Source organism: Raoultibacter timonensis, assembly GCF_022845715.1.
GTDB classification, from domain to species: Bacteria; Actinomycetota; Coriobacteriia; order Coriobacteriales; family Eggerthellaceae; genus Raoultibacter; species Raoultibacter timonensis.
Genome location: NZ_AP025564.1, coordinates 996,300 through 1,017,579, shown reverse-complemented (window position 1 = coordinate 1,017,579; position 21,280 = coordinate 996,300). Strand labels below are relative to the sequence as shown.

At 59.6% G+C, this 21,280-nt stretch carries 16 protein-coding genes and 1 tRNA gene; 7 read left to right on the top strand and 10 right to left on the bottom strand.

Features of this window, described 5'->3' with window-relative positions:
* Positions 1-11: 11 nt before the first annotated feature.
* From MWL89_RS04000 to MWL89_RS03990, 3 genes are all read right to left on the bottom strand, one after another.
* Positions 12-96: transfer RNA gene (locus MWL89_RS04000), tRNA-Leu, on the bottom strand.
* A 73-nt stretch (positions 97-169) separates the two neighbouring features.
* Positions 170-1,114 carry a Ppx/GppA phosphatase family protein gene (locus tag MWL89_RS03995; RefSeq protein WP_244411845.1) on the bottom strand — a complete coding sequence of 315 codons (945 nt, stop codon included), beginning with the start codon at positions 1,112-1,114 and terminating at the stop codon, positions 170-172.
* Between the two features lie 32 nt (positions 1,115-1,146).
* The gene (locus tag MWL89_RS03990; protein WP_244411844.1) at positions 1,147-2,277 is read right to left on the bottom strand and encodes an FtsB family cell division protein; all 1,131 of its coding nucleotides are present in this window, start codon (positions 2,275-2,277) and stop codon (positions 1,147-1,149) included.
* Between the two features lie 361 nt (positions 2,278-2,638).
* Between MWL89_RS03990 and MWL89_RS03985 the strand changes: the two genes are divergently transcribed.
* The gene (locus tag MWL89_RS03985; protein ID WP_244411843.1) at positions 2,639-2,938 is read left to right on the top strand and encodes a YciI family protein; all 300 of its coding nucleotides are present in this window, start codon (positions 2,639-2,641) and stop codon (positions 2,936-2,938) included.
* 218 nt (positions 2,939-3,156) lie between these two features.
* Here MWL89_RS03985 and MWL89_RS03980 read toward each other — a convergent pair whose 3' ends face one another.
* Positions 3,157-3,537: a metal-dependent transcriptional regulator gene (locus MWL89_RS03980; protein WP_244411842.1), complete on the bottom strand. Its 381-nt coding sequence runs from the start codon at positions 3,535-3,537 to the stop codon at positions 3,157-3,159.
* A gap of 360 nt (positions 3,538-3,897) precedes the next feature.
* Positions 3,898-5,190, bottom strand: coding sequence for a Fic family protein (locus MWL89_RS03975; protein WP_244411841.1), 1,293 nt, complete (start codon positions 5,188-5,190; stop codon positions 3,898-3,900).
* 282 nt (positions 5,191-5,472) lie between these two features.
* Here MWL89_RS03975 and MWL89_RS03970 point away from each other — a divergent pair, with 282 nt between their 5' ends.
* Entirely contained in the window at positions 5,473-6,984 is a 1,512-nt protein-coding gene (locus tag MWL89_RS03970; protein ID WP_244411840.1) for an FAD-dependent oxidoreductase, read from the top strand.
* 73 nt (positions 6,985-7,057) lie between these two features.
* Here the strand turns inward: MWL89_RS03970 and MWL89_RS03965 are convergent, their stop codons facing one another.
* From MWL89_RS03965 to MWL89_RS03950, 4 genes are all read right to left on the bottom strand, one after another.
* Positions 7,058-7,261: a hypothetical protein gene (locus MWL89_RS03965; protein ID WP_244411839.1), complete on the bottom strand. Its 204-nt coding sequence runs from the start codon at positions 7,259-7,261 to the stop codon at positions 7,058-7,060.
* A 114-nt stretch (positions 7,262-7,375) separates the two neighbouring features.
* Complete coding sequence (gene feoB, locus MWL89_RS03960) at positions 7,376-9,898, bottom strand: ferrous iron transporter B (RefSeq protein WP_244411838.1); 2,523 nt, start codon at positions 9,896-9,898, stop codon at positions 7,376-7,378.
* 183 nt (positions 9,899-10,081) lie between these two features.
* A complete protein-coding gene (locus tag MWL89_RS03955) occupies positions 10,082-10,321 on the bottom strand; it encodes a FeoA family protein (protein ID WP_102378906.1) in 240 nt (79 codons plus the stop codon).
* Between the two features lie 95 nt (positions 10,322-10,416).
* Entirely contained in the window at positions 10,417-10,689 is a 273-nt protein-coding gene (locus tag MWL89_RS03950) for a FeoA family protein (protein WP_244411837.1), read from the bottom strand.
* A gap of 221 nt (positions 10,690-10,910) precedes the next feature.
* Here MWL89_RS03950 and MWL89_RS03945 point away from each other — a divergent pair, with 221 nt between their 5' ends.
* The 3 genes from MWL89_RS03945 (at position 10,911) to MWL89_RS03935 (ending at position 15,109) form a co-directional block, all read left to right on the top strand.
* Positions 10,911-11,456, top strand: a complete 546-nt coding sequence (locus MWL89_RS03945) for a PadR family transcriptional regulator (protein ID WP_102378908.1) — start codon at positions 10,911-10,913, stop codon at positions 11,454-11,456.
* 140 nt (positions 11,457-11,596) lie between these two features.
* Positions 11,597-13,135 (top strand): MDR family MFS transporter, encoded by a 1,539-nt coding sequence (locus tag MWL89_RS03940; RefSeq protein ID WP_244411836.1) that lies wholly within the window; start codon positions 11,597-11,599, stop codon positions 13,133-13,135.
* A gap of 681 nt (positions 13,136-13,816) precedes the next feature.
* Entirely contained in the window at positions 13,817-15,109 is a 1,293-nt protein-coding gene (locus MWL89_RS03935; protein ID WP_244411835.1) for a glycoside hydrolase family 3 protein, read from the top strand.
* 146 nt (positions 15,110-15,255) lie between these two features.
* Here MWL89_RS03935 and MWL89_RS03930 read toward each other — a convergent pair whose 3' ends face one another.
* Complete coding sequence (locus MWL89_RS03930) at positions 15,256-17,715, bottom strand: ribonucleoside triphosphate reductase (protein ID WP_244411834.1); 2,460 nt, start codon at positions 17,713-17,715, stop codon at positions 15,256-15,258.
* A gap of 334 nt (positions 17,716-18,049) precedes the next feature.
* Between MWL89_RS03930 and MWL89_RS03925 the strand changes: the two genes are divergently transcribed.
* On the top strand, positions 18,050-18,754 hold the full coding sequence (locus MWL89_RS03925; RefSeq protein ID WP_244411833.1) for an anaerobic ribonucleoside-triphosphate reductase activating protein: 705 nt from the start codon (positions 18,050-18,052) through the stop codon (positions 18,752-18,754).
* Positions 18,755-18,864: 110 nt separating this feature from the next.
* Positions 18,865-21,279 carry an FAD-dependent oxidoreductase gene (locus MWL89_RS03920; RefSeq protein ID WP_244411832.1) on the top strand — a complete coding sequence of 805 codons (2,415 nt, stop codon included), beginning with the start codon at positions 18,865-18,867 and terminating at the stop codon, positions 21,277-21,279.
* Position 21,280 lies beyond the last annotated feature (1 nt).

The window sequence follows — 21,280 nt, the reverse complement described above, 5'->3', positions numbered from 1 at the left end:
ATCAAACCGTATGGTAGGGGCGAAGGGACTCGAACCCTTAAGACCGAAGTCGGCGGATTTTAAGTCCGCTGCGTATGCCAATTCCGCCACGCCCCCGAAAACCGTGCGGCACATCGCCGCACCGAACGAGCATCATGATAGCAAAAGACGCTACCCAGCGCCCCGTCAATTATCCGTTTCTTGAAGCATCGAGAATGATGCCCTGCAGGATGTCGGTTTCGCTCACGGTGAACTCGCCCATGCCCGCGCAGCTCATCACGGTTTCCATGATGAGCATCCCGGCCACGATCACGCTTGCACGACCCGGATCGAGTCCGACGATCCGCTTTCGCTCTTCGAGCGGCACCGAGCGAAGCTGCGCGTATACCTCCTCGAGCGCAGCGGCATCCACCACGGTCCTGTGCACCCGCGCACTATCGTACACTTCCATATGCTCATGGATCGAAACCACACTTGTCGCCGTGCCCGCAACGGCCACCATGCGCTTCGGGATAAAACCGGTCTGCTCGAGTTCGGAGAACTTCGGCCCCATCGAGCGAAGCGCCCACCCTTTTGCAACGGCGAGCTCTTCAGCGGTGGGCGGGTCGGAGGCGAGAAACTTTTCAGTCACACGACGGCAGCCGATGTCGAACGAGTGCTTGAACACCGGTTCGTCGCCGCCCGTTCCCGCGATGATCTCGGTCGAACCTCCCCCGATGTCCACAACGAGCAGATCCTCGCCGACGAAATCGCTCGAGGCGCCGAGGAACGAGAGCGCCGCCTCCCGTTCACCGGGAATCACCGTCAACCGTATGCCCAGTTCGTCAAGCATGCCCACGAACTCCCCCGCATTCTTCGCATCGCGCGATGCCGACGTGGCAAGGGCAATAACCTCGACGCGGGGATGCTCGGGCGTTCTGTACTCTTCGATGATGGAGAGGAACCGCTTCATCTGAGCGGCAACGCGCTCCATGGCCTCGGGCTTGAGCATGCCGGTCGCGTCGACCCCCTCCCCCAGGTTGGTGATGACGACCTCGCGGCGCAGCTCGGTAAGGCCGGCATCGTGCGCATCCGCCAAAAGAAGGCGGCACGTTACCGTGCCGATGTCGATAGCGGCATACCGTTTTGTCTGCATGGGCTCTTCCTCGTCAGTGTTGTGGGCGACGACTATTCGACGCCGAATAGTATATCCAATACCGGAGAATACCACGTATCGGGCGCTTCGACGCTCCCGGGCGTGACGGCCTTATTGTACGTCGACTCGTCTTCGTAGGTATCGAGTCCGTACACGTTGGCCGCGTTCTCGCCCTCTTTGACCCACCCGAACTCCTTGCGCGCCCGATCTTCGATGCCCGCTTCGGTCGAAAGGTTATCCACTTCCGCCTGGATGGTCGCGTTGCGCTGCTGAAGGGCCTCGTACTCGGCCTGGAGCTGATCGTGTTCGCGAACGGTCGTATAGTACTGCTTGGCTGCAGGATACAGGAACACGCACGAGAGCACCAAACATGCGGCGACCATCAAGCTGGCCACGAACTTCGGGGAGCGGGGGTTCAGGCTCGGCCCCGAGAAACGCTTCTTCGAAGCGCCCATCGACTGGCCGGGATTACCCTGCATACGGGTGGACTGCTTGTGCTTTTTGCCCATTTCGCCCTTGTAGAGCGCCGCACGGCTGCCGCCCGTTGCCGAAGCGTCGGAATCTCCGCTGCCGAACTGCCTGGTAAACGCCTTGCCTGCTTTGTTTTTAGCGGCGCTGCGCTTCATCTTTTCGATACGGGACCGCTTTACCTCGACATCGTCATCGAGCTCGTCTTCGTCGCGCTCGCCACTGTACACCGAAACCGCCGCCGAGCCTTTACGGCCGCGATCGTCGAAAGCGGCGCGAGAGAACGTTGCGCGCTTCGTCGAGCGGCCCATCGAATCCTGACGGCTTCTCGATGCCGATCGCGAAGCGACGGGCGCCTTCGCATCTTTCGAAGCGGGGCGGGAAGCCTTCGGTTTCGACGCCGACGCCTTCGGCTTCGCAGCCGCCTTCGGCATTTTGAGGCCGGATTTCGACGCTTGGGAAGAGGGCTTGGCGGCCTTCGCCTGAGAACCCTGCGTTGTTTTTGATTTCGCCCCCCTCTTGGGGGCCGTCTGCTTCGCCGCGCTTGCGGTAGACGCCTTCGCTTTTGCCGGCGCGGCGGTTTTCACCGAAGGGCGCTTCGAGGCCGACCGTTTAGGCGCAGCAACAGACGGACGGGCTTTCCCCGACACGGTTTTCGCCTCGTCGAACGAGACTATCTTCGCTTGTGCAGCCAACGGTATTCGACTCCCTCAGCATCTTGGTTCGTTTGCGGTGTGTTCAATGCTAGAAGCTGAACGAAGGATAGCATATTTCGCGGGGTGAATCTATGCAACTTCGGTAATATGCGCATCTTGTCAACACGGCGTTTCGATACCGATGCATTCGGCCCGAAGCGCCCGACCTGGCAAAAACAGGTTTCTTGCTGCGGCTATGCGCAGCAGGCGGGAACCGGCCGAACGACGCATCCCCTTTTTTGCGTTCCGCTCAAAAAAAGGTATCACCTTCCAATAATGAGACGCCGCCCTTCAAGTACAATCAACCCGAAAGCGGCACGGAAGCGTACCGAGGCAACCTCACCCGAGACGGGAGTCACCGATGGATACCTGGAACTACGTTATGTTCATCGAGCGCGGCAAGACGTACAACAAGATCACTAAAAAGGTAATCGAAAGCCACGTCGAAAACCTCCGGAAACTCGACGACGAGGGCAAGATCGAGCTTGTCGGCGTATTCAAAGGATACCCCGGCGTTGCCGGCATGGTGGTTTTCAAAACCGAAAGCCGGGAAGAGGCCGAGGAACTCTGCAAGCGGGAACCGCTCGTCGCGGGAGGCTACGCAACGTACAAGCTGCGCGACATGATGCCCGCGAACAGAGAGAACAACTACTTGCTGTAGCGCAGCGGGCACGTACGGTGCACGCAAGCAGGCGGCGCCCCGATCGGCGGGACTCTCCGAAGCAGCCGAACGAACCGGCCCTCGAACACGCCGAAGCGGCAACCCGCATCGCGGGCTGCCGCCTGTCGTAGCGCTTCGGTCCTCCGCCGACGGCCCGCTTCGCCCGCACCGGCGGACGACCGTCTTCACCCGTACCGGCGGATACGGTATCGATCCTTTTAAGCGTCGAGTTTCTTGATGAACGCCGCCCATTTCTTGAACGAATCGTCGCTGATGGCATGCTCCATCTGGCAGGCCTCTTCTTCGGCCACCTCAGGATCGATGCCCAGATGCTCGGTGAGGAACTTGAGCAGAAGCTCGTGGCGCCCGAATACCGACGTCCCGTACTCGTAGCCCTCTTCGGTCAAGGTGATATCGCCGTAATACGGCTGGTCGACGAGGTGCTTTTCCTTGAGCGTCGAAACCGCCTTGTTGACCGACGCCTTCGAGACGCCCATCTTTGCGGCAATATCGACCGATCGCACGGATTGTTCGGTGGTTCCCCCGAGCATGACGATGGCTTCAAGATAATCCTCGTGCGACATTGAGATTTTTTCCACGAAACGCCTCCTAACGCGCTTTTCCTATTGTACTACACAAAAGAAATGATTGAGAGAGAGGAGAGCGGCGGGGAAAGGGGGATTTCCCCGCCGCAAAATGTGGTGGTAGCCAGACGAGAGGAGCTCCACCACCCGGATAAGCAAAGGAGGTGTATGCGGGCGGTCGGTCTGCGTTTCGGTTTCGCCGCTTGCGCTTTCTCAACCGTTCCGCCTTGGCATGATGTTAGTATAGGTTAACTTCATTTGCGACGCAACATAAGTTTGCCGTGGTTTACAATTCCTCCACAACTCAGGTTCAAAGGCGGGAAACCATCGAGTCCGACCACCGCCTCCCACCCGCGCGTCCGGGGCGCCGTCGACTCAGTCGACCGCTCCCTTTCGCGTGAGCAGCCGGCGAAGCCCGGGGGTTACATGGAATTCGAACGCGCGCCGCGAGCGGACGCACTGGAGAAACCCCAAATCCGCCAACTTCAGCAGATCGGCTCGCGCCGTTGCGTACGCGACCCGATGGGTCTTCTGATGGGCCTCGATGCGAAAGACCGCTTCGGGGTTGCTCAGCGCAACCTGCAGAACCGCTCGCTGACGGTGGTTTATTTCGACGTCTTCGCGAAGCGCCTGGACGAACGCCTCGTCGCGCTTGATAACCCGCTTCAGATCGTCCTCCACCTCGTCGAGCTTACGCCGAACCAGCTTGGCAAGCACGCCGACGTATATCGTGTAATCGACCTCGTTGTCGATGAGCACCTCGGAATCGGCAAGAGAGGTCAAAACGGTGGGCGGGCGAACAACGCCGCTCTCCCACTCCCGGCATATCTTGACAAGGGGAACGAAAGCGAGTGCGGGCAGCCGTGACTTCTTGAACAAAAGCTTCATCAGAAGCGAATACACGGTTCCGTTCCAAGCCGGCAGCGGAAACGTACTCATGACGAGGTGGCGAACGGCCATACCGAGAAGCAAGGGATGCTCGGCGTGCTCATCCCGATTGCCCTCGATCAGCTTGGCAGCGAGGGCCAAAGCACTCGGACTGTCGAGCTGCTTCTTCTTCCATAAAGCGGAACGCTGCGCCACCGACGGCGTTGCCTGGACGCTCACGCCCCTCGACACCCTTTCGTACATCTCGAGGATCGTCTCGGGCGTACAGGGCCTGTCGACGTACTCGTCAAGGTCCCATATCGCCTGATGGCCGTTTAGCAGCAAGCGCTCTTCGGAGTTCTCGGGATCGCGCTCCCCCAGCAGAACCTCCCGCGCCTTTTCGTACCCGATCGTCAACCCGTCCTCGCGTATGGTGGTGATCGCCTCGTCGACGTGCGCTTCGATGAGGAAGAACGTGGTGTTGCGGGATTTTATGGCCGTATCGAGCCACGATCCCTCGTGGCACCGCCTGTCGATATCGTCCAGATCGTCGAGGATCGAACGGGTCGGGTAGTACCATCCGCACCGCCCGTCACCATCGCGAAACGGCAGCTCTATCGCAGTCTGACGCCGCAACGCATTCAGCATATCCCAGGTCTGCTTCTGCGTTATGCCCGCGGGCGTAACCATGTTGCAGAATTCCGCCCACGGCAGCGGATGTTCGTCAACCAGCCTCCGCAGGCTGCAAAACGTCGGGTCTTTCAGAAGCGCGATCATCTGGTCGACTATTTCGCTCGTCATAGGCTCCCACCCATCGGACTTCACCGTCTTACATCACTGATATCAGGAATTGATAATTAATAATACTACGCACGATCGATTTCGATCAACTGGCGATCGCTCTTATGTATACGAATGTGAAATGGTATTTCGATTGCTTTTCCGCCCCTGGTTCGACCTCGAACTCCTCCCCTCTAATTATCAACTTTTTAGATATTGACACTTACAGTAAACCGCTCATATGCTTCGGTCGAGGACGAGAGTCCGAAAGGGAGAAAAGGGAAACAAGGGAAAGGGATCATCATGCTCGAAGACAAGAAACTGACGCGGCGCGGATTCGTGGGAGCGGCGCTTGTCGGCTCTATGGGAGTTGCGGCCTCGTCCTTTCTGGCGGGATGCAGCGCACCCGAAACGTCAAACGACAAGGGCGCGGAAACGTGGGACGAGGAAGCCGACGTGGTTGTCGTAGGCTCGGGCGGCGCAGGCCTTGCGGCTGCAGTTGAAGCAGCGAACGCAGGCGCAAGCGTTATCGTGCTCGAGAAGACCAACATCGTCGGCGGCGATTCGACGCTGTGCGACGGTATCCTCGGCGGCTGGGGAACCAAGCTCGCAAAGGCACAGGGGATCGACGTCTCCGCAGATGAGATATACGACTGGTTCATGGGCCATCCCGATTGGTACGGCCCGAAGGACCCCGAGGTGGCCCGCGTTCTCGCCGACAAAAGCGGCGAGACGATCGACTGGCTACAGGAAATCGGCGTGCCGTTCGTCGAGGAGGTCGCCCCGCGCTTCGGTTACACCGAGCTGCCGGTGATACACCAGGTCGACGGCAAGGGCGCTGAGATGGTCCGCGTTCTGAAAGAGAATGCGGAGACAGCGGGCGCAACCATCGAAACAGAAACCGCCGCCACGAAGCTGCTCGCAAACGACGAGGGCCGCATCATCGGCGTCGCAGCCTCGTCGAAGAAAGGCGACATGCGCATCAAAGCGAACAAGGGCGTCGTCATGGCAACGGGAAGCTACGCCGGAAGTCCCGCGATGCTCGCCCAGCTGAACGCCGAGAGCGCGCACCTCTTGCCCGGCTCGAATCCCGGGGCCACGGGCGACGGCCTCGCGATGGCCATGGACATCGGCGCCTACACCGCACGGGCATCCGAACTGCCGCTCATGAGCTCGCTCGCAGGCGTCGAATCGGGATCGATCGTCAACTGGAACTACTACGAACGCCTGCACGGCCTGTGGCTCGATGCCGATGGCGAGCGCTTCTTCAACGAAGAGACGAACTACGAGAACCCGAACGGCCACCGCGCGATCGTGCGCAAGCAAAACGAGCAGGGCACGCAGGTAATCGCCTTCATCGGGACCACTCCCGAACTCGAAGCCGTGCTCGCCATGCGCCCGATCGAATGGGCGACCGGCGAGACGGTTGAAGAAGTAGCGGAGGCGGTAGGCCTCGACGGCGCAAAGGTGCGGGCAACCGTCGATCGGTTCAACGGCCTGTGCGAATCCGGGGAAGCAGACGATTTCGGACGTCCCGCCGAGTTCATGGTTCCGCTGACCGGCCCGTTCTACGCCGCGCCGATTTCGGTGAGCACTTCGGTGACCATGGGCGGCTTCAGGACGAACACCGAAGCCCAGGCTTTGAAGCTCATGGCCCCCACGAAAGACGGCAGCCTGACCTCCCCCATTCCCGGCCTGTACGCAGCGGGCGTGGTGTGCGAGTGGAACTGCGCAGCGGGCGCTACGGTGCTCTGCGCCGTGACGCTCGGCAGGATCGCCGGGCAAAACGTCGCCAAGGAAGCACCCGCAGCATAAGCGCCGCAGCGAACAAAGGAGCCGGAAGCCCCAAGGGTCTCCGGCTCCTTTGCATCGAACGTATACGCGGGCGCTACCTCTGAGCGCGGGCGGCGCGTTCCATATCGGCAACCATCTTGTCGACAGCGCCGCATCCGGTGCACCCGCCCGAAGAGCATTCTCCGTCATGGCAATCGCACAAACCGCGCTTCGCCATACGGCGTACGGCGAGGACCGTGAGAGCGATGATCGCCAAGCTTATGACGATGGTCGAAAAGTTCCACATCATCGGCTGCATAGCAGGCCCCTTTCTCGTTTCATCGGCCCGGCACTCTTACGCAAGACAGACCGGGTGCGTTTCCATTGCATGCGAACCCCTCTTCGAGGTTGCCCGCCTACAGCGCCATCGGTCTTACGCGGCGCTGCCTTCGGCTGCGAGCTTCTTCGCATTCTTCTTATCGTAGTTCGGCATCGGACGGAAAAGCTGGAACAGGATCGCAACCAAGCACACGCCTGCAACCACCGTCCACAGGTTGAACGACAGCTCACCGGTGATAAGACCGCCGAACTGGTAGAGCATCAAACCGACGACCCAGCCGAACACCGTCATGTAGCCGATGGCGAACCACGTCCACTTGGCGCTCTCCATCTGGCGGCGGATCGTGCCGATGGCGGCGAAGCACGGTGCGCACAGAAGGTTGAAGGCGCAGAAGGCGACGATCGCGGGCGCCGAGCCGCCGAGCATGAGGGCGAACGCCGACCACATCGAGGGATCGGCCTCCCCAACATCGCCGAGGCTCGTCAGGATGCCGACGGTCGCAACAACGTTCTCTTTGGCAACAAGCCCGGTGACCGAAGTGACGGTCGATTCCCAGTTACCGAAGCCGAGCGGCGCGAAGATCCAGGCAAGACCGTTGCCGAGACCGGCCATGAGGCTGTATTGGATATAGCCGTCCATTTCGGTATCGAGCAGGCCGAACTGGCCATCGTACATGCCGAAGTTCATGAGGAACCAGATGACGATGGTGGACAGGAAGATGATGGTACCGGCTTTGACGATGTAGCTCCTGATGCGTTCCCACGTGGCCAGAAGCACGGTCTTGATAGCCGGAATGTGGTACTGCGGAAGCTCCATGACAAACGGGCTCGCCTCGCCGGCGAACATCTTGGTCTTCTTGAGCATGATGCCCGAAATGATGATCGCAATTACCCCGAGGAAGTAGAACATCGGAGCGATCCACCAGGTAGCCTCGGTGTTACCGCCGGCCAAAGCACCGAACACGAGAGCGATGATCGGCATTTTCGCGCCGCACGGGATCATCGTCGTAGTCATGATGGTCATGCGGCGGTCTTTTTCGTTCTCGATGGTCTTGGTGGCCATGACGGCGGGGACGCCGCAGCCCGAGGCGATGAGCATCGGGATGAAGCTTTTGCCCGACAGGCCGAACTTGCGGAAGATGCGGTCCATGATGAAGGCGACGCGGGCCATGTAGCCGCACGCCTCGAGCACGGAGAGCAGCAAGAACAGGATGATCATCTGCGGGATGAAGCCGATAACGGCACCGACGCCCGCGATGATGCCGTCGATCACGAGGCTTTGCAGCCACGGTGCGGCGCCTACGGCGGTCATCGCATCGGAAACCACCGGCGTCAAACCGGGGATGAACAAGCCGAACTCCGTGGGATCGGGCTCTTCCGCCTCGAGGGCGTTTGCGAAAGCGACGCCGTTGACTTCGGTGACCTCGCCGGTCTCCTCGTCTTCGACCATGCCGACGACGCCCGCCGCCTGCGCCTCGGATTCGAACGCGGTTATTGCCGACTCGTCCTCAGCGGTAGGCTCTTCGGCCTCAAGCGCCGCCGTTACGCCTTCGACGTCGATGCCGCCTTCTTCGGCTGCGGCGAGGTAGGCTTCGATATTCGCCTGATCGCCCTCCCATTCGCCAACCGCCTCTTCGTAGGCAGCACCTCCGGTGTAGAGCCAGCCATCTCCCGAAATGCCGTCGTTGGCCCAGTCGGTCACAACGCCCGTGCCGACGGAAATGGCCAGGTAGTACACCAAGGCCATGATGACGACGAAAATGGGGAGTCCCAGCCATCGGTTCGTGACGATGCGGTCGACCTTCTGGGTCGTATTCATCCCCTTGCGCGAAACCTTGACGGCCGAAGACACCAAGCCGACGATGGAATCGTAGCGCTCGGAGGTGATGATGCTCTCGGCATCGTCATCCTCTTCGGTCTCGACACGCTCGCGGATGGCGTCGACCGTTGCGATGTCGGAAGCGGAGAGCTTCAAACCCGCGATAGTGCGCTCCTCGCCTTCGAATAGCTTGGTTGCGTACCAACGAAGCGTATCGGCGGGCACCCCGCCCTCGATCACCTTCGCGATCTCGGCAAGAGCCGCCTCGACCTTCTCATCGTAGCGAAGCTCCGACGCCGCAGGCTTGCCCGCTTTCGCCGCCTTGATGGCGGTGTCGAGCAGATCCTGCATACCCGTGCCCTTGAGCGCCGAAGTCTCCACGATGGGGCACCCGAGCTTCCGGGAGAGTTGGGCAACGTCGATCTTGTCGCCGTTCTTCTTGACCAAATCCATCATGTTGAGCGCAATAACCACCGGAAGCCCCAGATCGAGCACCTGCGTGGTCAGATACAGGTTACGCTCGAGATTCGTTGCATCGACGAGGTTGATAACCACGTCGGGACGTCCGTCGAGCAGATAGTCCCGCGTTACGATCTCCTCGGGAGAATACGGCGAAAGAGAATAGACACCCGGCAAGTCCGTGATGATCACGTCTTTGTCGCGTGTGTATTTGCCTTCCTTCTTCTCGACGGTCACGCCAGGCCAGTTGCCGACGTATTGGTTGGCACCGGTCAAGTCATTGAACATCGTCGTCTTGCCGCAATTCGGATTGCCGGCAAGCGCTATGCGAATTCCCATGTTCTACCTTTCATCTCTCGGCGGCGCGATCCTTCGCCGCCCTGCGGTTGATCCGCACTTTCAAGTTAACCTATGCTAACTCGCATCCCAAAAAAATGCTTTCCATGCCGCGGCTTCGGCCATGAAAAGCCTGCTCGGCGGTCGCTCACCGCCTCAGCCCGACCGAACGGTCGGGTACGACCCTTAACCGACGAGAATGCTCTCGGCCTCGCTTTTACGAAGAGAGAGCTCGTAGCCTCGCACCGTAACCTCGATCGGATCGCCCAAGGGTGCGACTTTGCGAACGTACACATCGGTGCCCTTCGTAATGCCCATATCCATGATATGGCGCTTCAAAGCGCCTTCGCCCGTAAGCTTGCGGACGACGGCCGACTGGCCGATCTTCACGTCGCGCAGGGTCTTTTCCCCAGCAGCTTCTGCCATGCTTCCTACCTTTCTTGCTGTTCGTATTCCCGACCAGGGCGCGCATGCCCGGCAAGCCGAAACCCGCCAAACGCCGCAGAACCCCGGATGTTTCCCTATTGGGTGATGATGCGCGTTGCAACCTGCTTGTTCAAAGCAACCTGAGAGCCCTTGATCTCGACAATCAGATTGCCGCCCATCTCGGAGACAACCGAAACCTCGGCGCCTTCGACGAACCCGAGGTTCTCGAGATGATGATGCAGATCGCCCTTGCCGCGCACTTTTGCAATGGTGGCCGACTGGCCGCGTCCCAAAAACGACAGCGGCATCTGAGCCCTTCCAACGTTGGGCGCTTCATGTACTGCGGATATCGTGCTGCTTACTGCCATAGTCTCCTGCATACCCATACACCTCACGATGTTAGCTTTATGTAACAAAATGTATCATAGACCAAACTTTTCCATAATGGAAGCTAAAGTTAACTTTTTTTACACAGGAATGCACATTTCGCAACCAAAAGTAGCCGAGATTACCTTATCGCGAGATCCACCCGAAAAACCCTTGACACAAATACTATCAGTGATAGTATTTGCTGCGAAAGGAGATTGCGATGGCAAGTGAATCGATAGAGATCATGATCCTCGGAGCTCTCATGGAGCGCCCGATGAGCGCCTATGAAATGGACAAAGAGATGGAGATCCGCAACGTACGCCGCTGGATACGCATCAGCTCCCCCTCGGTATATCGCAATCTCATCAGGCTCTACGACGAGGGGTACGCCGACGGCAGAGTGGTCAAAGAAGGCGAGATGCCCGAGAAGACCATCTATTCCATCACTGAAAAGGGCATCGAACGCCTGCGCGAGCTCATGCATAAAACGGCTTCGCAGCCGGTGCGCGTCGACTACGGGTTTTTGCCCATCACGGCGAATCTTTGCTGGATCGACGAAGAAGAGGGTCGCGGGCTCATCGCCGAGTTGATCGAATCGCATCGCGCCACTGCCGAGCGCGTTGAGAAGATGATTCCCGACTACGACCGGCTCGAAGCTCGCGCAACGATGGATCTCTGCGCGCAAACGTACCGTCTCGTGGCCGATTGGCTCGAGAAATACGAGCACGAGTTCTACGGCGACGAGGAGAACGGTGGCGCAGGCTAGCCGTATGGCAAATAACGCGCCTTCGACGCGCTTTCGACGCGCGCCTACCCATCACGCAAACGCACCGGGCTTGCCCGGTTTGTTTTTCCCTATTAACTATCAGTGATAGTACTTTCACCGTAAGTAGATTGGAGGCTCCCATGGAGCAACAAGCAAAAGCCGCCTCGGACGGCGTCATCGTCGGGCTGATGCTGAGCCTGTTCATCGCAGCGCTCGACGCAACGGTGGTGAGCACCGCCATGCCCAAGATCGCCGCTGCGCTTTCCGGCTTCGACCGTTATACGTGGCCGTTCACCTCCTACCTCCTCACCTGCACGATCGCCACGCTGCTCTGCGGCGGCATCGCCGCACGCGTGGGGCATAAGAAGATGTTCATGCTGGGTATTCTCGTATTCGCGGGCGCTTCGCTCGGCTGCGCCCTGTCGAACTCGATCGAGGCGCTCACCGCGATGCGGGCCGTGCAGGGCGTCGGCGGCGGGTTCGTGGAGTCGGGCGTATTCATCACCGTCGCCGAGCTGTTCGAACCGCGCGAGCGCGGCAAGTACATGGGAGCCATCTCGTCGATGTACGGGCTGGCAAGCGTTGCGGGGCCGCTCGTCGGCGGCCTTATCGCCGACACCGTCGGGTGGCATTGGATCTTCCTCGTCAACCTCCCGATCAGCATCGTGGCGCTCGTGCTCGTAACGAAGCTCCTTCCCGGCAAAAGCGCTCATTCGGAATCACGTCTCGATCTGCGGGGTGCGGTACTCGCCTCGGCAACCGTCGTGCCGCTTGTTCTTGCATTCAGCCTCACAGGCGACCTGTTCGCCTGGTGGTCTGCCCCGTTCTTCGGCCTCCTGATCGCAGCCGCGCTATTCGGCGCGCTGCTCGTGGCGGCTGAAAAAGGCCGAGAAAGGCCCATCGTCCCCGTGCGGCTCTTCGCCCGCAAGCAGGTTTCGGCGGCTTTCGTGCTCAGCTTCGGGGCGCAGTTCCTCCTGCTTGCCGGAATCATGTTCATACCCCGATTCGCCCAGGAAGCGCTCGGATTGAGCTCGACCGAATCCGCCTACGCAACAATTCCGATGACGCTCGCCCTGATTATCGGCAGCAACGCCTCCGGCAGGCTGTTCGGCAAAACCGGGCGCATGCGCACGCTCGCCCGCATCGCCTTTATCGTCATGGGCGCAGGTTCGCTTGCGCTCGGCATCATCGGTGCGGAAACGAACTTGGCGCAGATAGCGGTTTCGTCTGCCGTGCTCGGCTTCGGCATAGGCATGAGCATGCCGCTCGGGAACATAGCTGCGCAGACGGGCGCCGAACCGCACAACATCGGCAAGGCGACGTCGATGGCGCTGTTCTTCCGCGGCCTCGGTGGAACCATCGGCACGGCGGCATGCGGGGCGGCTGTCGGGGCGAGCAGCGTCGGTGCGGCGCCTGCCGTGTTCGGAATCTGCATTGCGTTGGCGGCAACCTGCCTGGTAACGATGGTCTGGCTGCCGAAAATGATCGAGGGCAGACGCGGTGCGAGGGGGCGGGCCCACGCAGCCGGCGGAGCCAATGGCGCCAGAGGTGCGAACGGAGACGCTTCCGTCAGGATCACCGACATTTCGTGCGAGCGTCCCGCCGCGCAGGGTGCTGAGGGGGAAATTGCCTCAGGCAACCCCCGCCCAAAACCCGCATCCCCGAACGTCGTGCCCTAGGACCGACCGCTTTCTCGCAGCAAGGCCGATACCGCCTGCCCAGCACTGGGCAGGCGCCCCCGATGCTGCCAGGCCGGCGCTGGGCAGGCACCCCGATGCCGAACGGCGCAATGCCACCCCGCATCTCCCGATGCGATGCCGACGAAGCCGCTTCCTGGCACATCTCCCGATATGTCAGAATCGACATGCGTCCATGCGAGGCTTCGAGCAGAGTCGCGTCAACGGCGATCGAGCGGCCGATGGGTAGAATCTGGCAGAAATTTCGACCTGTGTCAAAATGGAATAACTTGGGTATCAAGTGCGCATGCTTTCGATACCTCACGAACTGGGGTTTCCCTACAACTTGCCGCATTATCAATAAAGTAACTCCTTCTTGAATTGACACAGGTCGAATTCTCTGCCACATTCGGCTATGTCGGCGTCGGATCAACAATGCAAGGCGCATCGACGACGCATGCGCAAGCTGCTTTACGCGCGCCTATCCCCATCACGCAGAATCCATTTTCTTGAGCGTTGCGTCGCTCGGCCCGCCGGGCGACGCAACTGGCGCTCGCGCTCGTGCGCAGCCCCGAATGCGCCTCAACCATTGCTTGCAGCAAACAGGGAACTGCGTGCGATTCGGCCTTCCGCTTTTATACTGGGCGCACACCACATGGACAGCCCTGAAAGAAAGATCGGATCGTGGCACTTCGCGCAACATCCAAGAACCGCAAAGGCCGCATAGGCCAGAAAGCCGTCTTCATCGCAGCCTGCGCGCTCATCGCCTGTGCGGCCTCCCTGGTCAGCTGCTCCTTTGCGTCGGTTCCCGACGATCCGAGCGAAACCGCCGATAAGCCGGCCATCGAAACAGAAGCCCCGAATACGACCGAGCCCGCTGCCCCGCCGAACACGCAAAAGCCCGCCCCCGAACCGACGATCGAGGAGCAGGCCGCAGAGCGCGTTTCCGTCATGACGCTGGAGCAGAAAGTCGCCCAAATGTTCATGGTGACGCCCGAGGCGATCACTGGGGTGGACGCCGCAACGCAGGCGGGCGCGGCGACCGAAAGCGCCCTGGCAGAATATCCGGTCGGCGGCATCGTCTACTTCCAGAAGAACCTCATCGATCCCGATCAAACGAAAACGATGATCGCCAACACGCAAGCTTACTCACAGGAAGCCTCGGGCCTGCCCGCCTTCATCGCCGTCGACGAGGAGGGCGGCACGGTCAAGCGGATTGCCGACAATCCGGGATTCGATATCGAAGACGTGGGCAACATGGCGGATACCGGGGCAACGGGAGACCCCTCGCAGGCGAAGACGGCGGCAGAGACGGTGGCCGCTTATCTCGCCGACCTCGGGTTCAACCTCAACCTCGCACCCGATGCCGACATTTGCGGCGATCCGAGCACCGACGTCATGGCGCTCCGTTCGTTCGGAGGCGATCCGCAGACCGTGGCTGAGATGGTCGAAGCCCAGGTCGAAGGCTTCGAGAGCTCGGGCATGCTCTGCAGCGCCAAGCACTTCCCCGGCATCGGGGGCGTTATGGGCGACAGCCACAAGGGGGCCATCGTCTCGGACAAGACGCTCGACGAGCTGCGCGCTTGGGAGCTCGTGCCCTTCGAGGCCGCGATAGCAGCCGATGTGCCGTTCGTGATGGTAGGTCACCTTTCTCTGCCCACGGCGCTCGGCACCGACATACCAGCCTCCATCAACGCCGCCGTGGTGACCGACCTGCTGCGAGACGAGCTCGGCTTCGGCGGCATCATCATCACCGACGCCATGGAGATGGGTGCCGTCGGCGATTTCTGCACAGCCGACCAAGCGGGCATCGCAGCGATCGAAGCGGGCGTGGATATGGTGCTCATGCCATCCGACTTCCCTGCCGCCTACCAGGGCGTCATCGACGCCGTGAACGACGGACGCATCCCCGAATCGCGGATAGACGAATCGACAGCGCGCATCGTGAAGGCGAAGCTCGAATACCTCGGGGCGTAAGGTACGCGGAACCCGCAACTCCGCGCGCGGTCCGCGTCCGTCGCCAGGCGAACGAAACAGCGCGCTCCCATACCGCCCACACCACATAGGAAAGGGGCCCGAGCGGGCCCCTGAAACCGATGTTTTTCCGAACGTGTGCAGCGAGCCTACGCATGCACCTTCAGGCTCGGGATTTCCTGGAACACCGCCGCGGCACCGCGAACGACGTCGGCCTTGCCGTCGGCACCCACCTTAAGCAACGTCGGAGCCTGCATGATGCTGTAACGACGAGCGAGCTCGGGATTCTCCTCGGCGAAGATCTTCTCGAACGGCACGCCGGCATTCTGCATGAGCTGCTCGGCATGCTTGCAGTTCGCGCAGGTATGCGTTGCCACCAGGTAGACACCCGCGGGAAGCGTGCTCGACGCGGCGGCGGGCGCGCTGGCGGCCTCCGCAGACGGAGCGCCTGCGACCGCAACCGCTTCCCCACCGCACTCGGCGACGCCAGTCGACTCGGCTGCGCGGGCGGCAACTTCCGCATCGCCCTTCACGAGCTTCGACGCGCCGATGTCGTACACGACGCGATCGTGGAATTCCTGCGACTTGCCGTCGTTCCAGTTCTTGACCGGGCGGTAGTACCCGGTGATGCGGCTGTACACCTCAGTCTCCTCATGGCAGCACGGGCACTCGTACACCTCGCCGGCGATATAGCCGTGGTTCTTGCATACCGAATAGGTGGGCGACATGGTGTAGTACGGCAGCTTGTAGTTCTCGGCGATCTTGCGCACGAGCGTGGCGGCGGACCTCCAGTCGGGCAGTTTCTCGCCGAGGAACGCGTGGAACACCGTTCCCGACGTATAAAGCGTCTGGAGCTCGTCTTGCACGTCGAGCGCACTGAAGATGTCTTCGGTATAGCCGACCGGCAGGTGCGAGGAGTTCGTGTAGTAGGGCTTGCCGTTTTCGTTCGCCGTAATGATGTCGGGGAACTGCTCTTTGTCGTGCTTGGCGAAGCGGTACGTGGTGCTTTCGGCCGGCGAGGCCTCGAGATTGTACAGATCGCCGTACTCTTCCTGGTAATCGCTCAAACGCTCGCGCATGTGGTTGAGCACGTTCTTCGAAAACTCCTGGGCGGCCCTCTGCGTCATATCGGCGCGCAGCCACTTCGCATTCAGGCACGCCTCGTTCATGCCGACGAGCCCGATCGTGGAGAAATGGTTCTCGAACGTGCCGAGATAGCGCTTCGTATACGGATAGAGACCCGCATCGAGCAGTTTTGTGATGACGGTGCGCTTGGTCTTGAGCGAACGCGCCGAGACGTCCATGAGGTGGTCGAGGCGTTGGTAGAAATCGGCTTCGGATTCCGCTTGGTAGGCAATGCGCGGCATGTTGATGGTCACGACGCCCACCGAACCGGTCGATTCGCCGCTGCCGAAGAACCCGCCCGATTTCTTGCGCAGCTCGCGCAGGTCGAGGCGCAGGCGGCAGCACATGGAGCGCACGTCGGAGGGCTCCATATCGGAGTTGATGTAATTCGAGAAGTAAGGCGTACCGTATTTGGACGTCATCTCGAACAAAAGCTGGTTGTTCTCGGTCTCCGACCAGTCGAAGTCGCGCGTGATCGAGTAGGTGGGAATAGGGTACTGGAACCCGCGCCCGTTCGCGTCGCCTTCGATCATGATCTCGATGAACGCCTTGTTGACCATGTCCATTTCGCGCTTGCAGTCGCCGTAGGTGAACTCCATGTCCTTGCCGCCCACGATGGCCGGAACGTCTCTCATGTCGGCGGGCACGGTCCAGTCGAGCGTGATGTTCGAGAAGGGCGCCTGCGTGCCCCAGCGGCTCGGCGTGTTCACGCCGAACACGAACGATTCGATGCACTGCTTGGTTTCCTCGTACGTAAGGCCATCGGCTTTGACGAACGGCGCGAGGTAGGTGTCGAAGCTCGAGAACGCCTGGGCACCCGCCCATTCGTTCTGCATGATACCGAGGAAGTTGACCATCTGGTTGCACAGGCTCGAAAGATGGCTTGCGGGCTTCGAGGTGATCTTTCCCGGAACGCCGCCGAGGCCTTCTTGGATGAGCTGCTTCAGCGACCAGCCGGCGCAGTACCCCGTGAGCATCGAAAGGTCATGGAGGTGGATATCGGCGCTGCGATGGGCCTCGGCAACTTCTTGGTCGTATATCTCGGAGAGCCAGTAGTTGGCCGTGATGGCACCCGAATTCGAAAGGATGAGGCCGCCGACGGAGTAGGTGACCGTGGAGTTCTCCTTCACGCGCCAATCCTCGACGTTCACGTAGCTGTCGACGATGGCCTTGTAGTCGAGCAGGGTCGCATTCGCGTTGCGCACCTTCTCGCGCTGCTTGCGGTAGAGGATATAGGCCTTGGCAACATCGGCGTACCCGGCGGTGGAGAGCACCTCCTCGACGCTGTCCTGGATGGTTTCGACATCGACGATGCCGTTTTTGATCTTCGGCTCGAAGTGCGCGGTCACGTTGAGGGCCAGAAGATCGATGGTTGAGGGATGGTACTGCTTTTCCAACGCGTCGAACGCTTTGGCGATCGCCCCCGAAATCTTCGCGATGTCGAAATCGGAGATCTTACCGTCGCGTTTTCTGACCTGGTACATTATGCATGCTCCTTCGTTTTCCTGCCGTATGTGCTGTTTGAAGTATCAGTATCCTAGTCCCGCCTACCGCACAAGTCAACGGAAACCTCACCATATCTAGATTCTTTTCTGCGTGCGGCAACTACATGTTGTAGTTTATGTTTTTCTCTGAGTATTTTCATCAACGTAGCGGAAACGGTCGCCCAACGAAAAGCCGACGTACGGCGCCAAACAGCGCGGTCGAGCGACTGTCCTCGCCCGTCAGACCGACCATAGGAGGAAGAGGTTCGCGATGATCGGCCGGCGCACAGGAGAGGATCGAGCTCTCCTGCCGAAGTGCTACAATCAGGAGACCATGAGAATATCCGGACTCCAAAAACTCACGCTCCTCGATTTTCCGGGGAAGACGGCCGCAACGGTATTCGCACCCGCCTGCAACTTCCGCTGTCCGTTCTGCCACAATGCCGACCTGGTAGCCGGCGACGAGAACGGCGCGTTTCCGTCAATTTCCGAGGACGAGTTCTTCTCGTTTCTCGACAAGCGCCAAGGCCTGCTCGACGGCATCTGCGTCACGGGTGGCGAGCCGCTTTTGCAGCCGGACATAGCCGCATTCTGCGCTGCGATCAAGCGCCGCGGCTTTGCCGTCAAGCTCGACACCAACGGCAGCTTTCCCGAGAAGCTGCGCGAGCTCGTCGAAGCCGGTCTGATCGACTACGTTGCCATGGACGTTAAGAACTCCCGTGAACGCTACGCGGAAACCGTCGGCGTCGAGAGGTTCGATATGGCACCCATCGAACGCAGCATCTCCTATCTGCTTTCCGGGACGGTACCCTACGAATTCCGCACAACCGTGCTGCGGGAATTCCACGACGGGGAAAGCCTTGTTGCCCTTGCGCATTGGATCGAGGGCGCCGACTCATGGCATCTGCAGAGCTTCGTCGACTCCGATACGGTACTGGCCGGCGAAGGCGAACTGCACGGTTATGCCGCCGACGAGCTGCGAGGCTTTCTCCCCGAGCTTCGCACGATCGTGCCGAACGCCGAAGTGCGCGGGGTTTAGTTTATTTTGAACTGGTGTTTCGCCAATATCCTCCTTTTGTAAGGATGACGCCGTATAAGAGGTTTCCTAGACTCGCCTTGTTTCTTCAGCTTCATCAACAAGGAGGGTATATGGTAACGAACATCAACAGGCGCAGTTTCCTTAAAGGTACGGCTCTGAGCCTCGCCGTCGGAGCGAGCATGGCTACAGCAGGCGGCATCCTTAGCGGCTGCTCATCCAGTAGCGAAGCACCCCAAGGAGAAAACGGCACCTTTAGCGCATCATCCAAGGGGTTCCACGGCGACGTTACCGTCAAGCTCACGATCGAGGACGGCAAGATCTCAAAAGCCGATATCGCGGACATGGGAGAAACCCCCGAAAAGGGCGGAAAGGCAGCGCAGATACTTTCCGAGAAAATCACCGAAGCGGGTAGTCTCGAGGGCGTCGATTCGGTTTCCGGGGCGACGACGACAAGCAGGGCGATTTTTCGAGCCGCCGAAGAATGCCTACAGCAAGCCGGCCTCCTAGAAGAAACCGGGGAAATCGCCATGGAGCCGGGAATCTATGTTGGCGAGGCGTATGGCTTCGACTGGATCGAACCCGTCCGCGTCAAGGTCGAAGTCGACGAAACAAGCTTCAAGAGCATTGAAGTTATCGACAAGAAGCTCAATCGCGAAGAACCGCTCATCATGAAAGCAGCCGAAGACCTGCTCATCCCTCGCATGGTCGAATCCCAATCCGTCATCGTTGATTCGATTACCGGTGCAACAAGCGTAAGCGCTGGCATCAAAACGGCCACGGAACGCGCACTCAAGAAAGCGCTCGAAGCAGGCGGGTCAAACAGCACCGCAATCCATAACTTCTATAAGCCGCTCGAGCAATCAACCGATGAGAAAACGCTTGAATACGACATCGTCGTTTGCGGACTCGGCGGCGCAGGAAGCTCGGCGGCTATGGCTGCGGCCGAAGCGATGGCTGCAGCTGGTAGAGAGGTCAGCGTACTAGCAATAGAAACAGCAGGTAAATACGGCGGCACCGCTTCGAATGCCGGAGAACCTTTCAGCATAAACGCTCCTCGTTATATCGAGAAATACAACAACGGAGAGGAGTGGTGCGATTACGACAGTCTGTATGAAGACTGGATGGCGAACTACTCAAAGGGCACGCCATGCAAACCGGAATGCGTGAAGCTCCTCATGGACGAATCGGGGAAAACGGTCGATTGGCTTCAGTTCGATCACGGATTCGTATTCAGCAATGCCAAGAAGGGCTTTGGAACCAGTACATGGCTATGCAAACAGCAGTATATCTACCTCTCGAATCAAGATGAGGGAAAAGATTACGCATCTGAATATCCTAACTACACCTTTGGCGACCGGTCCTCTTCAGTAGGGCAATACTACGACAGCATCATCGCCGATTTCGAAGCGCTCGGCGGCAAGTATCTTCTCGAAACGCAAGCATACGAACTGATTCTCGACGATTCGGGCAACGAGGTGAGAGGCGTAAAAGCCCGAAGCAACGTCGACGGAACCGAATACACGATCAACGCCAAGGCCGTTATCCTCTGCACTGGCGGATTCGGCGGCAATGGCGATATGCTTGAGAAGTACCTGCAAAATCCCGAATATCCCCTCGCTGCACGGTGGCATCTTTGGGGCATGTACCAAAACAAAGGTCAGATGATCGATTCCGCCATTCAGCAAGGTGCCGGAACGTACAACATCGACATGTCTCCCTGCATTCATTTCAAAACCACGTCCGACTACCTTACCGAATACCCTTGTTACTATCGCGACGGCCTCGAAGAGCGAATGCTTGAACAGAACACCTGGTCACTTAACGACATACCCATGATGATGGGGATCAACGGAAACGCCCTTCAGGTAGGAGCAGACGGGGTTCGCCATTACAACGAAAGCGGCACGTTCGCATTCTGGGCCGGCGGGCCGAGCTGGTTCACCATATACGGCAGCGACTATGTTGACGGACTTGCTCAGAATGGATATCCCGGCGAAGACGGTAAGTTCCAGAGTTCGACGAAAGTATTTGGCCAGGGAGGCTACCCCCAGGTAACGCCCATTCCGCAAGTCTACGAAGTTCTGAAAACCGCCGAAGACAAAGGATACGTGTTTAAAGCGGATACGCTTGAAGAGCTCGCTGGGAAAATCGGTGTGCCTCCGGAGGAGTTCGTAGCGCAAGTTGAGAGGTATGAGAGCTACTGCAAAAACGGAAAGGACGAGGAGTTCGGCAAAAGCGAGAAGACCCTCATCTCCCAGATTAACTACGGTCCCTATTATGCGATAAAGGCGGATGCGACGCCCTATGCAACGATAGCCGCACTCGACGTCGATACGAGCCTCAACGTTCTCAAGGCGGATGGCAGTACGCCGATCAACGGCTTGTACGCATGCGGTAACGACAGCGGGGGCGTGCTCTACACGAACCTTGAACCCTACGCGCAATACGGCGGCGTGGCACTTGGATGGGCCTTCACCTCGGGGCGATTGGCTGGAGCCAATGCAGTAGAAAAACTCGATTCGTAAA

Excerpts from the sequence above, each read along its gene's own strand:
- MWL89_RS03920 (WP_244411832.1), top strand. The coding sequence starts at position 18,865 with ATGGTAACGAACATCAACAGGCGCAGTTTCCTTAAAGGTACGGCTCTG.
- MWL89_RS03950 (WP_244411837.1), bottom strand. The coding sequence starts at position 10,689 with ATGGCAGTAAGCAGCACGATATCCGCAGTACATGAAGCGCCCAACGTT.
- MWL89_RS03945 (WP_102378908.1), top strand. The coding sequence starts at position 10,911 with ATGGCAAGTGAATCGATAGAGATCATGATCCTCGGAGCTCTCATGGAG.
- MWL89_RS03975 (WP_244411841.1), bottom strand. The coding sequence starts at position 5,190 with ATGACGAGCGAAATAGTCGACCAGATGATCGCGCTTCTGAAAGACCCG.
- feoB (WP_244411838.1), bottom strand. The coding sequence starts at position 9,898 with ATGGGAATTCGCATAGCGCTTGCCGGCAATCCGAATTGCGGCAAGACG.
- MWL89_RS03985 (WP_244411843.1), top strand. The coding sequence starts at position 2,639 with ATGGATACCTGGAACTACGTTATGTTCATCGAGCGCGGCAAGACGTAC.
- MWL89_RS03940 (WP_244411836.1), top strand. The coding sequence starts at position 11,597 with ATGGAGCAACAAGCAAAAGCCGCCTCGGACGGCGTCATCGTCGGGCTG.
- MWL89_RS03930 (WP_244411834.1), bottom strand. The coding sequence starts at position 17,715 with ATGTACCAGGTCAGAAAACGCGACGGTAAGATCTCCGATTTCGACATC.
- MWL89_RS03970 (WP_244411840.1), top strand. The coding sequence starts at position 5,473 with ATGCTCGAAGACAAGAAACTGACGCGGCGCGGATTCGTGGGAGCGGCG.
- MWL89_RS03955 (WP_102378906.1), bottom strand. The coding sequence starts at position 10,321 with ATGGCAGAAGCTGCTGGGGAAAAGACCCTGCGCGACGTGAAGATCGGC.
- MWL89_RS03965 (WP_244411839.1), bottom strand. The coding sequence starts at position 7,261 with ATGCAGCCGATGATGTGGAACTTTTCGACCATCGTCATAAGCTTGGCG.
- MWL89_RS03925 (WP_244411833.1), top strand. The coding sequence starts at position 18,050 with ATGAGAATATCCGGACTCCAAAAACTCACGCTCCTCGATTTTCCGGGG.
- MWL89_RS03995 (WP_244411845.1), bottom strand. The coding sequence starts at position 1,114 with ATGCAGACAAAACGGTATGCCGCTATCGACATCGGCACGGTAACGTGC.